Source organism: Pirellulimonas nuda (assembly GCF_007750855.1).
Lineage (GTDB): Bacteria > Planctomycetota > Planctomycetia > Pirellulales > Lacipirellulaceae > Pirellulimonas > Pirellulimonas nuda.
This window is the reverse complement of record NZ_CP036291.1, coordinates 3373721-3388068: the sequence shown is the minus strand read 5'-3', so window position 1 is coordinate 3388068 and position 14348 is coordinate 3373721. Positions and strand designations below refer to the sequence as shown.

10 protein-coding genes and 1 pseudogene are annotated in these 14348 nt (G+C 60.1%); 8 read left to right on the top strand and 3 right to left on the bottom strand.

Annotated features, from left to right (window positions below):
* Positions 1–168: 168 nt before the first annotated feature.
* The 6 genes and pseudogenes from Pla175_RS27100 to Pla175_RS13300 form a co-directional block, all read left to right on the top strand.
* A pseudogene (locus Pla175_RS27100) lies at positions 169–240 on the top strand (DUF6088 family protein); the annotation flags it as partial.
* On the top strand, positions 209–604 hold the full coding sequence (locus Pla175_RS13320) for a DUF6088 family protein (protein ID WP_145285593.1): 396 nt from the start codon (positions 209–211) through the stop codon (positions 602–604). The pseudogene Pla175_RS27100 and the gene Pla175_RS13320, both read left to right, overlap by 32 nt.
* 238 nt (positions 605–842) lie before the next feature.
* On the top strand, positions 843–1889 hold the full coding sequence (locus Pla175_RS13315) for a hypothetical protein (RefSeq protein WP_145285590.1): 1047 nt from the start codon (positions 843–845) through the stop codon (positions 1887–1889).
* A 439-nt stretch (positions 1890–2328) separates the two neighbouring features.
* Positions 2329–4860, top strand: coding sequence for a sulfatase-like hydrolase/transferase (locus Pla175_RS13310; protein WP_197526786.1), 2532 nt, complete (start codon positions 2329–2331; stop codon positions 4858–4860).
* Positions 4857–6896 (top strand): arylsulfatase, encoded by a 2040-nt coding sequence (locus tag Pla175_RS13305; RefSeq protein WP_145285583.1) that lies wholly within the window; start codon positions 4857–4859, stop codon positions 6894–6896. Before Pla175_RS13310 ends, Pla175_RS13305 begins: the two co-directional genes overlap by 4 nt.
* A gap of 666 nt (positions 6897–7562) precedes the next feature.
* Positions 7563–8135 (top strand): TlpA family protein disulfide reductase, encoded by a 573-nt coding sequence (locus Pla175_RS13300; RefSeq protein WP_197526785.1) that lies wholly within the window; start codon positions 7563–7565, stop codon positions 8133–8135.
* A 393-nt stretch (positions 8136–8528) separates the two neighbouring features.
* On the opposite strand, the gene Pla175_RS13295 is transcribed toward Pla175_RS13300, so the two are convergent.
* Together Pla175_RS13295 and Pla175_RS13290 are read right to left on the bottom strand one after the other, a co-directional pair.
* A complete protein-coding gene (locus Pla175_RS13295) occupies positions 8529–9302 on the bottom strand; it encodes a PEP-CTERM sorting domain-containing protein (protein ID WP_197526784.1) in 774 nt (257 codons plus the stop codon).
* A gap of 587 nt (positions 9303–9889) precedes the next feature.
* Complete coding sequence (locus tag Pla175_RS13290) at positions 9890–10078, bottom strand: hypothetical protein (protein WP_145285572.1); 189 nt, start codon at positions 10076–10078, stop codon at positions 9890–9892.
* A 220-nt stretch (positions 10079–10298) separates the two neighbouring features.
* Here Pla175_RS13290 and tnpA point away from each other — a divergent pair, with 220 nt between their 5' ends.
* Positions 10299–10604: an IS200/IS605 family transposase gene (tnpA, locus tag Pla175_RS13285; protein WP_231953881.1), complete on the top strand. Its 306-nt coding sequence runs from the start codon at positions 10299–10301 to the stop codon at positions 10602–10604.
* Positions 10605–10757: 153 nt separating this feature from the next.
* A complete protein-coding gene (locus Pla175_RS13280) occupies positions 10758–11702 on the top strand; it encodes an ISAs1 family transposase (protein ID WP_145285568.1) in 945 nt (314 codons plus the stop codon).
* A 239-nt stretch (positions 11703–11941) separates the two neighbouring features.
* Here the strand turns inward: Pla175_RS13280 and Pla175_RS13270 are convergent, their stop codons facing one another.
* The gene (locus Pla175_RS13270; protein WP_145285559.1) at positions 11942–14299 is read right to left on the bottom strand and encodes an arylsulfatase; all 2358 of its coding nucleotides are present in this window, start codon (positions 14297–14299) and stop codon (positions 11942–11944) included.
* Between the last annotated feature and the right edge of the window lie 49 nt (positions 14300–14348).

Below are 14348 nucleotides of genomic sequence, written 5' to 3'. Positions count from 1 at the left end.
GCTGGTTCGGGGCAACCCGGCTCCTTTGCCAACTACCCCCATGGCCCGCTTGACACGTAAGGAAAAGCATACACTATTCCTTACATTATGGCGACCGAGAAAACGACGCAAAGCATTGTAGGAAAGGCACTTAGGTGAATTCGCGGGAAGGGACGCGGTGCCGTCTTTGTGCCGGGTGGCTTTTTCGACCTGGGAAGCCGCGAAGCGGTTGATCTGGCCCTGCATCGGCTCGCCAAAAAGGGCGTTATCGGGCGGCTCGCTCGCGGCGACTACGACCTGCCAAAGCAACACCGGACACTGCGGGCCGCTTACGCCTTCGGCCGAGACGATCGCTCCGGCTCTCGCCGGACGCGACCGCACCAGACTGCAACCGGCTGGCGCCTACGCCGCCAACGCGCTCGGACTTTCCGAGCAGGCGCCGGCCAAGGTGGTCTTCTTCACAGACGGCTCAAGCCGCACGGTCAAGATCGGATCGATGACGATCCAGCTCAGACAAACCACGCCACGCAACATGGCGGCGGCCGGCCGACTCAGCGGGCTCGTGATTCAGGCTTTCCGCGAGATAGGTCAGAAAAATGGCCTCCTCACCAGAATCGGTGGGTGAACTCGGGCTCGGGTAGGGCGCCGAGGTTGTGGGAGATCCTAAGGATGGGTGTCCCCGGGGGGGCTGCATTCAGCCTGAGGACCGCCGGCCGAGAAGAGTGAGGCAGGATTCCACTGCCTATCAGCGTTTGCTTGTAAATCGCGAGCGGCCAATATAGCCTAGTGGGCCTACAGCACTGCGGTAACCCACGCCATCAGGTTGGCATTCCAGGTGCATTTCTTCTCATAAGGAGCGTCTCATGAGATCGCTCATTCGGGTGCTTGCGCTCAAGTTGCTCGTTCTGCTCGCCTTGGCGGGGCTCGCGAGTGGCGCGGCTGCTCAAGCAGTGAAGGTCTTCTACTCGGAAGGCGACAGCAGCGGGCTGATCCAACCGATCCATTCTATCGGCGTGGTGAACTCCGACGGCACCGGGAAGCAGACCATCCACTCCGGTCTGGGGTTTGTTCCGAACCTCGATATCGACCCGCTAAATCAACATATCTACTGGCTCGAACTCACCGGCGGGAACAACGTTTACAATAGCCGCATCCGGCGTTCCGATTTCAATGGTTCGAACCTCGTCGACCTCGTTGTCAATCGCGACGAGCTCGGCGGGCTCTCGCTCGATTTGTCGCAAGGCAAGATCTACTGGATCGAGCAACAGAATCTGAACGGACCTGGCGCCGTTTACGCCTCCGACCTCAACGGCCTAAACATCCAAACAATCGCCACGAGCGTTCTTGAGTCGCGAACGCTGGAGGTTGATTCAAACTCAGGCGTCTACGGTGGTTTAACAAGCAACATCGAGTTCTTCAGCGCTCCGCTAGCCGGTGGACCGACCACGCCGCTGGTCGCCCTGCCTGCGCAGACCGAGACCTGGGGGATGACGGTAGACACGGGTGCGGGGAACTTCTATTGGTCGGAGTCGAGCTCCACGGGGGGAGTGATCGCAACGAGCAGCATTGCCACACCGGCAAGACAGGTTGTTCCAGGCTCTGGTTCTTTGACAGACTTTCCGCTGGGCTTGGACTTCGACCCGATCACCAACAAGCTGTACTGGGGCAGCGTGGACAGCTCGGGCAGCCAACTGGTAGGTCGAATTTCCTATGCGGAGCCCAACGGCGCTTCGCGGCAAACATTGCCGCTGGCTTTTGATGCGGCGGTTCACGACGTGGCGGTGTTGGCGGTTCCTGAGCCCTCGACGCTATGGCTGTGTGCAGCATTGCTCGCCTTAAGACGGAGTTCAGTCAGCACTCAGTTGTCTCCGCGGCACGCCCCACAACGAGCGTGCATGCCCAGAACGTGACGCGCCGGCGCCCGGAGCGGCGCCGCACGCAGCGGTGGATGCAGCGGTACGCAGCGACCTACGCAGGACCGACCAGATCAGCGCGGGCCACGCGGGCCATGGGGGCCTCGCGAGAGCGGGAAACGACCGGCAGGCCGTGCGGTCCACACGCGAACAGATACTGGTCAAGATGGAGTTGTGGGAGATCTTGAGGATGGGCGTCCGCGGGGGGGCCCCCGGAGGTCGCATCCCCGGGGGGCCGCAATAAGCAACACTTCGAAACCGCCATCTTCTTCTACCGCGGCGAACTCGATCTCTACCCATGGAGAAACCCGGACGGACCATTTTCGGAGGAATCTTCGTTTCCATGTCGAGAACGCCCCGTCGCAAAGCGCATTGGTCAGTCAGCAGTGACGTAACCCACTGAAAAGTTGGCAACCTATCGATGAAGGACTCTCCCGTGATTCATTCCGTTCTGAAAGCACCGATTCGAATTGCTCCCCTTCCCATCGCACCAGGCAGTCGAAAATGGTCGACGTTGGTCGGTTTGCTGACGGCAGTCGCCTTGGTTTGCCCGTCCGCGTCATCTGAAACAGTATCGGTCTTTCCATCAACTCTTCATCCTGAGCACCGCGCCGGTCCTCATGGCCGCGGCAACGCATACGCGCCAGACGTGATCTGTGTCTCCGATGCGCTTTACCAGTACTACGGCGCCCAGGGCGTGGACGGCCACGATCGGATCTGCCTCGCCACCTCGCGTGACGGCAAAGTCTGGACAGACGAATGCGTTGTCTTTCAGGTTGAGGGATTGAACCACGTGAACGATCCGTCCGTGGTGCGAGTTGCTGGGCGTTGGAAGATGTTTTACACCCGCGCCGAAATTGGGGTAACCGATACGATCGGGTTGGCTGAATCAGACAACGGTCGCGATTGGGTCGACCGCGGCGAAGTATTCGGCCCTGGCGAACCGGAAAGTTGGAACAGCCTGCTGGTTGGTCGACCGAGCGTGCTGTTTGACGACGGCAAGTTTCGTATGTGGTACGACGGCCGCAGCAGCCTCCCCGCCTCGGCCCCCGATAAACAAGCGATCAAAAGTTCGGTCTCGCAACGCTCGGTTGGCTATGCGGAATCCGCCGATGGATTAACCTGGAAACGCCATCCTCGCCCCGTGATGCATCGCGACTCGGGCGCCGTCCATGTTTCGCAGATCGACGGTTCTTTCGTGATGTTAATTGAATCGCGCAAAGGAACGCTGTGGGCGACTTCGGCCGACGGGATCCGCTGGCAACATCAGGGATTGCTGGCCGACGCCGGACCCTTCGCACCGCACGGGCACGTCACCCCGTTTCTGTGCAAGGTTGAGAACCAGTTCAGATTGTTTTTTGGTGCTGCAATGGGAACGAGATGGAATGAGAATCAGCTCGCTTGGATGGACGTCGACCTTCCGGTTCAGAGCACGACCAAGGACCTCGCCGCAGATGTTGTCGCAACTTTAACGAGGAACGATCCGCCCGGGCCGGATCTGCCATTGCTTGCTCGCGTCAAGGTTGAAGCCGCTTCGTTGGCGGGACGCCAGCAGCCCGACGTGCGGCCCAACATTGTCATGATCTTCAGCGACGATCAACGTCAGGATGCGGTCGGCTACGCGGGCAATTCAGCGATCACGACTCCGCACCTGGATGCCCTGGCGAAGCAAGGGATGGTCTTCCGCAATTGTTTCGTCAACACGTCGATCTGCGCGATCAATCGAGCCAACTTGCTTTCGGGCCAGTATCCCGGACGACACGGCATCCGCGACTTTTTTGAAACCTTCACCCATCAGCAACTTCGAGAATCGGTGCCCGGACGTCTCCGGGATGCCGGCTATCAAACCGCGTTCTTTGGAAAATGGGGCATCGGCGACACTTCCGAAAAAACGCACCTGGGCGCCGCGGTCTTCGACTATTGGGCCGGTCAGCCCAAACAAACCAACTACTTCCACGAATCCGATTGCCGCCATGTTCGCTACGACGGGTTCTCGAGATCCTCAGACGACCTGTGTGATTGCCCTGCCGATAAGCGTGGCCACGCCGGCGTCCAAGTTCGTGTTGGCAAGGAAACGCTCAGCGATCCCATCCATCACGATGCAGAAATTATCCCGATGCACGCCCAGCGATTTCTGGAAGGTCGCGACCCTGACAGACCGTTTTGCATGATGCTGTTCTTTAAATCGCCGCACGGTCCGTTTAGCGATTGGGACCCCGCAACGCGGGAGTACACCGCCGGCAAGACGATGCCAATACCGCTGGCTGCGACGAAAGCAAATGCACAGCGCGAGCCGACCGTTGTTCAGAGCTCGCTGGGCTGGTCTGCCGGTCAAACGTTGTTGGACAATCCCGCGCGTCATCAGGCCAGCGTGAGCGATTACTACCGAAGTATTTCGAGCATGGACATGGGCGTGGGCCGCATCATGGCCGAGCTCCATCGTCGCGGCTTGGATCAAAATACCGTCGTGCTGTTCACGTCGGACAACGGCCACTTCAGTGGCGAACATGGTCTCGGCGGAAAGTGGCTGATGTACGAGCCATCGCTTCGCGTCCCCGGGTTCCTGTGCGATCTGCGAAAGCCGCTTCAGGAAGCAGTCTCCGATGAACTTGTCATCACCACCGATTTTTCAGCGACGATACTGGCACTGGCCGGCCTCCCAATTCCCGACACGATCTCAGGGTTAGATTTGACCGCGTTGACTGACAATGAGGAAATCGAATGGCGAGACGACATGTTTTACGACCACCCTTATGGACACAACGGAAAGATCCCAACGACGATCGGGGTTCGCACAAGGACGCATACCTATACGCGGTACACGTCCGAGACGCCCCCATTTGAGCAACTCTTTGACAATCAAACCGATCCCGACCAACTGAACAACCTCGCCACCGATCCGGAATTCAACGGTCAGTTGCTTACACTTCGTCGTCGCTGCGACCAACTACAAGAAGAAGTTCAATGATGAACTACCCATCTCTTCGGACTTTCGTTTCGTTCATCGTCTCCGTTGCATTCAGCGCGACGGGCCTATGCCAACGGCCCAACATCGTTGTCATCATGGTCGACGACCTAGGCTTCTCTGACATCGGCTGTTACGGCGCAGAAATCGAAACGCCAAACCTAGACGCGCTCGCAGCGGGCGGCTTACGGTTCTCGCAGTTCTACAACACGGCGAAATGCCATTCGTCGCGGGTGTCTTTGCTGTCGGGCCAGTACTGCATTCCCGCCGGTGATAAAGCACTGACGCATGCGGTGACTTTAGCCGAAGTGCTTCGCGACGGCGGCTACTTCACCGCCATGACCGGCAAGTGGCACTTGAATGGGAATCCGCTGGACTTCGGATTTCAACGATATTTTGGACACCTCAGCGGAGCGACCAATTACTTCAAAGGCAACGGCTCTTTTCGTCTAGGCCGTCAACCATGGAAGGTTCCGCCAAGAGATTTTTACACAACCGTTGCAGACGTCACGTTTGCCATCGAGTTTCTCAACGAAGCTCGTCAAACGCGTAAGCCGTGGTGCCTATACGTCGCTTTTAATGCACCGCACGCGCCCTTGCATGCCCTTCAAGAAGACTTCGATAAGTACCACGGTCGGTACGACGCGGGCTGGGACGCCGTTCGGTCGGCGCGAGTCGCCAAGCAGAAGCAGATCGGCTTGTTGCCAGTGGATCAGCAAGAAAGTCTTCGTCCGGAACACGTCCCCGCATGGAACGATTTGACGCCCGGTCAGCAAGGAAACGAAGTCATTAAGATGCAAACCCTGGCCGCCATGATTGACCGAGTCGATCAAGAAATTGGACGACTTGTCGAAGACCTGCGAAGTGCCGGTGAACTCGACAACACTTTGATCTTGTTCGTGTCCGATAACGGTGCGTGTCCCTACGGCGGCAGCTCAAGTGAAACCGATGTTGAGCCCACCAGCGGTGGAGTTTCCTTGGGTGATTCGACGGGATGGGCGTGGGCGCGCAACAGCCCGCTTCGTTACTACAAGCAGAACCAATTTGAGGGCGGCATTTCTACGCCTGCGATCGTCCATTGGCCCAACGGCCTTTCGACAAAGGCAGGAGCCATCGCCCACGAACCGGTGCACCTGATCGATGTCTTGCCTACCCTGGCCGATGTGACCGAGTCGACGATTCCTACTACTTACGCCGGCCGCGACCTGAGACCCGTTTCGGGTGTCTCGCTGAAACCGATCTTAAAAGCAGAATCTCTTGAGGATCGTCCGCCGATCCACTTGCAATTCCAGAACGATCGCGGCTTACGGAGCGGCGATTGGAAGCTGGTCAGTTTCTCGGGCGATGCCTGGGAACTCTACAACCTGGCCGAGGACCGGGCTGAGAACAACAATCTTGCCGAAGCGAATCCAGAAAGGCTCGCTGATATGGTTGAATCCTGGACCGAAATGGCAGTCAACGAATTGCATCTACCGGAAAAGTTTATTGGACCGCCCAAACGAACACAGCAACCCCATACCCATCCCAAGTGGTCTAAGTACAGCACTCAGTCCGCAGCAACCAGCAGCACGCACACGGACACACGGACAGACCTGAAGCCGGTCGGTGCGATCGAGCCTCGAGCGCGTCGAAACACCAAGTTAGAAATGGCCGACGGAGTGGTCCGGTTGATAGCATCTGGCGACGACCCGGGCATCCTCATTGATTGGCGAGACCGCCAGCTTCCCGATGGTCCCTATCGTTTCGTCATGCGAGTTCGCGCCGGTGACGCTGCCGATGGCGAGTTGATGTATACGGTCAATCCAGGCGACAATCCACAGCGCGGCAAGAAAATTGCATTTGCAATCGAGGGCGATTCGAATGCGTGGCAAGACATCGACCTACTCATACCGGAACGGCAACGCATTTTCCGACTTCGAGTCGATCCTCGCAAACAACCAGGTGAGTTACTAATTTCCGAAATTAGATTGATCGGAGCCGATGGTTCCGTGATCACCTCTTGGCCAATTAGCCGAACCGGTGAGAACCGGAAGGACTGAATCTCGGTTGAGTTGAATCCCAGGGCAATCGCATCAAGATGCGCATGATGAGGAAGGCTGGGTCGCAGTTCAGATTGCCCAGTCTGGTTTGACGCGGACTTCAAATTCTGTCGTTCGTTGACGAACAGGGATTCACACAGCAAATATCTGGTCCATCCGGGTTTCTAGTGGGTAGGAAACCTCAACTCGGGCTCGAAGAAAGGGGCCGCCCCTCCCTCCTTCCCCGTCGCATCGGCCCTGGGGAGCGGGGCGAGGCCGATGCGACGGTGAAGGAGGAAGGGGCTCGGGAGACTTTGCGCATAGGGTTTTTTGGATCAGAGCGGGTTCTAGCCCCTTCGTCGTCGCTCTCGCATCGGCCGTCACCCCTACTGCGGCCGATGCGAGAGCGACGGCGGAGGGGCGCCCCCTTTGTTGGAGCAGGAAGCGAAGGTCGGTCCGCCAGTACCCACTAGAAACCCGGATGGACCGATTTATTGCTCCGAAGCCGGAAAGACGCCCGAATGGACCACCGCTGGGGTTTGCATTCCTAATGGACCTAGGTTCATGCAATGCGGCTCGTTCCGAGGGGAAGTTTCGTTCCTTCTACCGCCTGGTACGTACGAGCTTACTGTCGGCAGCCAATTGCCATCTGCTAGCCTCCGGCCGCGAAAGCAACCGGACGGCGCGGTGGCAAGGTCGATGCTTTTCGAGGTGCCTAGCAATCAAGTGAAGTGCGATTTGGGCGTGCTCGACGTAGCACTGCCGCGCGACAAGGATGGCATCCCACGCGATTTGACGGAGTACTTTGGGAAAGCTCCGCCGGAGCTGGAGATCACCGACGCTCGCGGGGTGCCCAAGAATGTGAAGCTAGTCGATTTTCACGGCAAGTGGGTGATACTCGATTTTTGGGCGCTCTGGTGCGGTCCCTGTATCCGGAAGAGCTTGCCCGAACTTATGGAGTTTTATGAGGAGCACTCGGCTGACCGCGACCGCTTTGAGGTTCTCGCCATCTGCAACACGGAGCAGGAGAAGGCTCAAACGATGGCGGCTTACGACGCTCTCGCGGCACCCCTCGTTGAGGGAGCTTGGTCCGGCAAGCAATTGCCGTTTCCTGTTCTGCTCGATGGCGAGGGGAGAACCTACAGTAAGTATGGCGTCCAGGGCTGGCCCACCATGCTCCTAATCAACCCTGAAGGTCATCTCGTCAAAGGCGGCGATCTAGCAATGCTGGCTAAAAACCTCCGAGAGCAGAAGCCCTAGCCCCCAACGATCCGGAGCAAACCTTCCGAGGTATCCCGACGGCGGCGACATCGGATGCAGTAACACTGGTTACTCGCGACCCAGGCCAAGGCCCATGGGTCCATTGCGCAACCGCAGCGGTGGACATCACCTCAGCAGGAAACGCCGGTCGCCTCGGGTCGTAGCGAAGCGAAGCCCCCCTGGCGGTCGCCACAGAGTAGCCATAGGGGTTGGCGCCGCTGCTGGGGGCTTCGGCTGACGCCTGCGACCCCAGCCACCCGCCCGGAGTTTGAACGCCGTCGAACCCCCCAGCGTTGACGCGCCGACATACACGATCGCCGCGCGGCGGGCGCAAAAAAAACGCGTCCTCCCAAAGGAGGACGCGTTTCTTCATTGGTGGTCGACTCGGGTCGCTTAGGACCGGCGTCGGTAGGCCAGCATGCCGATGCCGGCGCAGAGAAGCAGCGACAAGGAGGCGGGCTCCGGGACGGGCGCCGGGAACGTGCCGACGATCTGGACGCCGTTGAGTGCGTGGAAACGCGAAGCATTGCCGTCCATGTCGACCGCGTTGGCGCCGCCGTCGCTGTCCCAGAACGACATATCCGTGGCGTGGGCGCCGGTCCCCGGATTGAAGTGCTCAAAGGAGATAGCGCCGGCGCCGTCGGCGACAATGCCGCGGAAGACAACGTACTCGATGTCCTCGACCAGAAATCCGTCGCCACCGACGACCCCGTCCCAACTCGTGTGGCGGACATCGGCTCCGATCCGGACCCCGACGTTCTGTCCGCCGTTGTTGTTCGTGTCGACAAAGTTGTCGCCTTGGCCGTAGAAGTACAAGTCGTAGCTGCTTCCGGCCAGCAGGCCCGTGATCTGACCCGTCCTAAGGTCTTCCTGGTTGCTGTTGGCCCTGGACGTGAGGTAATCCGTCATCAAATCGGCAACCCCGGCGGCGGCAGAAACTTCCGAATGGGGGGTCGCGGCGCTAAAAGCGCCGCGTGAGCCAACAGACATTCCCACGGCGGTGGCGTTGCCGAACGAATCGAGCAACGAAGCCACAGAGGGGCTTCCGCCGGTCGTCCCGTTCCACTGCGCAACCGCCCCGGCAGCGTCTGGTGCGGCGGCCAGGCCCGTCTGCACAGCGCCGCCGGTTCCAAAATCAACGTTGATATTGGCGGCATCCACAGACACGGCGCTTGCCAACAGAAGCGAGAAAGCGCCAACCAAGCGTAGAGGCAGCAGAACCGCCCCACGCTGCAACGGGGAGCCGTTGCCTTGCGAGAGTGATAAGAGTCGCGGGTAGTGCATTAGTTCAACCTTCTAGAAATGAGGAACAGAAAAAGCCAAGCGGCGAAAACAATTCACCCCAACAACACGGCGCGGCTAACTGCCGACCCAGCAAGACCGGCGTGCCAGCGTTCTGACCATGACGAGCGAAAACGAGAGGAGGAGCGGCCGCGACGGCCCGGGTACTCTTGCGAGCGTAACACAGGCCCAAACATCATTCAACAAAAAACCCCGGAAAACCGCACCTTCGTTAGATTCCGTCGGATCGCGAAACCCCTCGGCCGCTCTCCCCGGGGCGAGGCGCCTAGAGGCTCGGACAACCATCACCTTCTGAAATACAGAGATTGCGCCGCTGCCGGGGCAGCGGCTTGCGCGTCCGACCCCTGCACCCCACGGAGCGAACCAGCGTTGGAGCCGGTAGCGTCAGCGCCCGGAGTAGCGGGGGTTTCACCGCACCAACTCCGGGCGCTGACGCTACCGGCTCGAAAACGTTACGCGAGCCGCTTGGCGAGCGCCTCAAGAATCCGCCCCGACGCCCGTCCGTCCCCGTAGGGATTCACCGCCTCGGCCATCCGGCGGTAGGATGGCACGCACGAGAACGCCGTCGGAACCACCTCCCCTACATGGCTCTCACGATCGTGGATGGAATGGCGGATGTCCGTCGGTGAAGAATTCTGCAAGGCCATACTCAAGGGTCCATCCGGGTTTCTAGTGGGTACAGGCGGACCGACCTTCGCTTCCTGCTCCAACAAAGGGGGCGCCCCTCCGCCTTCCCCCTCGCACCGTCCGCGTAGGGGCGAGGGCCGATGCGAGGGGGAAGGCGTAGGGGCGACACCCCTCTGTTGAGCCGGAGCTGAGGTCTGCCTCAAATGCACTCACCGTTTTCACCCACAGGTTCTGGTGAGGAACCAGATTCTGCAGGGGTCGGTGTCGCTCGATCACGTGCACGTATTGCTGTCGTGCCCGCCGACACTCTCGCCGAGCAAGATTATGCAGTACATCAAGGGGAAGACGTCGCGGAAGCTGATGATGGAGTTCAAGCACATTGAGAGGCGGTTCTGGGGTCGGCATCTGTGGGCGCGGGGCTACTTCGTGGCGACCAGCGGTAACGTGACCGACGAGGCTATCGCGGCGTACATCCGCGGGCAGGACGGCGCCGAACCAAGCGATGGTGACGACCGATTCCAAGTTACTCCACCATCGTGAGTTGAGGACTTCAGTCCGAATCTCACGGAACGTCCAAACCCAGGGCAATCGCATCTAATCCGAACGAGGAGCATTGTTGCGTCGTAATGCTTGGAGTCTAGTGGGTCGGCGGAGCCGACCCGGCGGTAGCATTCCTAGCACGGAGGTCGGAGCATGGCGTCTGCAAACGTTCCTGTAATTCTTACACACTTCGAGGAGCTGTCCGATCCGCGTATGGATCGGACGAAGCAGCGCCGTCTGGGCGACATGGTGGCCATCGCCATCTGCGGCGCGATCTGCGGCGCCGACACGTGGGCCGATGTGGAGCGGTTCGGCCGCGAGAAGATCGAGTGGTTCCGCACGTTCCTGCGTCTTGAGAACGGCGTCCCCTCGCACGACACGTTCGGGCGGGTGTTCGCCTTGCTCGACACCAGCGAGTTCTACAACTGCTTGGCGAACTGGGTCGCTAGCCTGCAGCTCGACCTGAAGGGGAAGACCGTGGCGATCGATGGCAAGACCCTCCGCAGGTCGCACGACAAGTCGGTCGGCCGCTCGGCGCTGCACGTGGTCAATGCGTGGGCGACCGACCTGGGGGTGTCGATCGGCCAGGTGGCGACCGAAGAGAAGTCGAACGAGATCACCGCGGTTCCCCGGCTTCTTGAGATGCTGGCGATCGAGGGGGCGGTGGTCACCCTCGACGCCATGCACTGTCAGAAGGAGACCGCCCGAGCGATCCGCAACCGCGGCGCCGACTACGTGCTGCAGGTCAAAGCCAATCAGCCTTCGGTGCACGACGCGCTGCAAGAGTTGTTCATCGAGTTCGGCGACGCCGACTACCGCGGCGTGCGTCGGCACACGACCGTCGAGAAGAGCCACGGGCGCGAGGAGCGGCGGGAGTATTACGTCGCGCCCGCGCCCGAGTCGCTTGCCCGCGACTGGCGCGATGTCCGCTCGGTCGGCATGGTGTACCGCTGCCGCGAGGCCAGCGGCAAAGAGAGCCGCGAGGTGTCGTTTTTCCTCAGTCCGCCGCGGCGGACCCGCCGAAAGTGCGGTCGTTGGCCGGGCATGTGCGGGGGCACTGGCGGGTGGAAAACGCACTGCACTGGTCGCTCGATGTAACTTTTTCAGAAGACCAGAGCCGCATCCGCAAGGGCAGCGGCCAAGAAATATGCTCTGGATTCCGCCGCCTCGCGCTCTCGATCCTCAAGCAGGACACTACCCTCCGCGAGAGTCTCCGAGGCAAACGTCTCCGCGCCGGGTGGAATAACGCCACGCTTCAGGGGATTCTCACGGGGAATGCCGCGTGATTAGATGCGATTGCCCTGCGTCCAAACCCACCGGCTTCAGCCGGTGGTAGTTTAGTTCAATTCTACGCGCACTTCCTCGATGGTGCCGGTGAAGGAGAACGGCGGCTTGTAACTGTTGGACACAGGCGAGCCAGTGTCCATGCCGACGCCGAAGGTGTCGATGCCGAAGCGCCCGGGGACGGTCTTCTCGATGCGTGCTTCGCCGACTTTTTTGCCTTTGATGAAGAGTGTGCCGATGCCACCCTTACCTAATTCACCGCTCTTGCCGTCGTACGCAAAGTCGAATCGGACAGTGGACTTGCCGGCGGGCACGGGTTCGCTGGAGGTGATGACAGTGCGGGTTTCGTCGAACCAGTTGAAGTGATAGACGAGCTTGCCGTCCTGCACATAGAGTGAGTAGCCGCCGCTGCTTCCACCGATCGCGACGAGCACGCCTTCACCGCCATTTTCCGGCATGGTGATGTCGGCCTCGATGGTGTGCGAACGGTTCTTAGTGTTGGCGGCGGCCGTTTCAGCGAGGCGCACGGCGCCGGAGTAGTAGGTGAAGTTGGTGCGTTTTGGATCGCTTCCGCCGGGCGAGGGTTTCGGGATGTAGATGCGTCCCGTGCCGCGATCGTCGAGCGGATAGACGTGGTTCTTCTCGGCTTCCTCGTCGAAGAGCGCTATCATAGCCACGAGCTTCTCCGGCATTTTCGCAGCGAGATCGTTGGCTTCGCTGAAGTCTTCGTCGAGGTGGTAGAGTTCCCACTTATCCTGGTCCCAATTCCCCGGCGCGTAGTCCTGACGCCACGGGAAGGTGTGCTGGGCACAGGCGATCCAACCATTGTCGTAAATCGCGCGGTTGCTGAAGACCTCGAAGTATTGACGCTGGCGCACGGGCTTGGCGTCCGGGCTGTCGAAGGTGGAGAGGAACGAGACGCCATCCAGCGGCTTTTGCTCCACGCCGTCCACGGTCTTGGGAGCGGGCAGATGCGCGGCTTCGAGAATGGTGGGAACCACGTCGATGAGATGCGTAAACTGGGTGCGGATGCCGCCCTTGTCCTTGATGCGGGCGGGCCAGGTGACAATCATGGGATTGCGTGTGCCGCCGAGGTGGGAGGCGACCTGTTTCACCCACTGGAAGGGCGCGTTACCCGACCAGGCCCAACCGACGGGATAGTGGGGCTCGCCGTCGGGACCGCCGATGTCGTCAAGGTGCTTTAGGTTGTCCGCCAGCGGAGTCGGGAAACCGTTGAGGGCCTTGACTTCATTGAGCGTGCCATCGGGTCCGCCTTCGGAACTCGCGCCATTGTCGCCGACGATGAAGATGATCATCGTGTTGTCGGCGTCGGGCAGTTGATTCACGGCGTCGATCAGGCGGCCGCACTCGTGGTCGGTGAAGGCGAGGTAGCCCGCAAAGTTTTCAAACAGGCGTAGGTAGAGTTTCTTCTGATCAGCGGAAAGCGAGTCCCACGCGGGCACCCAGTCCGGACGCGGGGTCAGTTTCGTATCCGGCGGGATAACGCCCGTCTTGAGCTGCCGTGCGTAAGTCTCCTCCCGAACTTTTTCCCAACCCTGATCGAACTGGCCCATGAACTTGTGGCTCCATTCCTTCGGTGCGTGATGTGGGGCGTGGGCCGCGCCGGGGGCGAAATACATGAAGAACGGTTTCTGCGGTGCGACGGACTTGGAATACTTGATGTAGTTGATCGCCCGGTCGGTCATGTCGGTCACCAAGTGATAACCTTCCTCCGGCGAGGTCTTCGGCTCGACCGCCCTGGTGTTTTCGAAGAGCACCGGATAATACTGGTGCGTCTCTCCGCCGATGAAGCCGTAGAAATACTCGAAGCCCATGCCCGTCGGCCAGCGGTCAAACGGCCCGGCCACACTGCTCTCCCAGTCGGGTGTGTTGTGATTCTTGCCGAACCATGAAGTCGCGTACCCATTTCCTTTCAGCGTGGCGGCGACCGAGGCGGTGGTCTTCGGGATCATGTTGTTGTAGCTCGGGAAACCGGTCGCCCATTCCGCCAGGAAGCCGGAGCCGGCGTTGTGGTGGTTGCGTCCCGTGATGAGCGCCGCGCGCGACGGCCCGCAGATCGCGGTGGTGTGAAAGCGGGTGTAGCGCAGACCATTCGCAGCCAGCTTGTCTAGCGTTGGCGTCGGGATCGGTCCGCCGAAGGCGCCGGTTTGCCCGAAGCCCACGTCATCGAGCATAATCACGAGCACGTTCGGCGCACCTTCGGGCGGCACGGGCAGTTTGGGCCAGGCAGCCTCGGAATCCTTGTAGGTCTTGCCAATCTTGCCCTCGAATTTAGGTTCGGCGAGCGGAATAACAGTGCGATCCGGCTGGCTATTCTGCACCGATTGGGCTGACGATTCGCAGGAGAGCGCCCCGAGAGCGGCAACGAAGAATAAGGCGATGAGTTTCATGGCCGGTCTCTCAATGGTGATGCATAGGCGAAGGCCGCCGCCCTCACGG

What these genes read in the sequence shown, in the direction of transcription:
- Pla175_RS13305 (WP_145285583.1), top strand. Translation starts at nt 4,857, where the DNA reads ATGATGAACTACCCATCTCTTCGGACTTTCGTTTCGTTCATCGTCTCC.
- Pla175_RS13270 (WP_145285559.1), bottom strand. Translation starts at nt 14,299, where the DNA reads ATGAAACTCATCGCCTTATTCTTCGTTGCCGCTCTCGGGGCGCTCTCC.
- Pla175_RS13315 (WP_145285590.1), top strand. Translation starts at nt 843, where the DNA reads ATGAGATCGCTCATTCGGGTGCTTGCGCTCAAGTTGCTCGTTCTGCTC.
- Pla175_RS13280 (WP_145285568.1), top strand. Translation starts at nt 10,758, where the DNA reads ATGGCGTCTGCAAACGTTCCTGTAATTCTTACACACTTCGAGGAGCTG.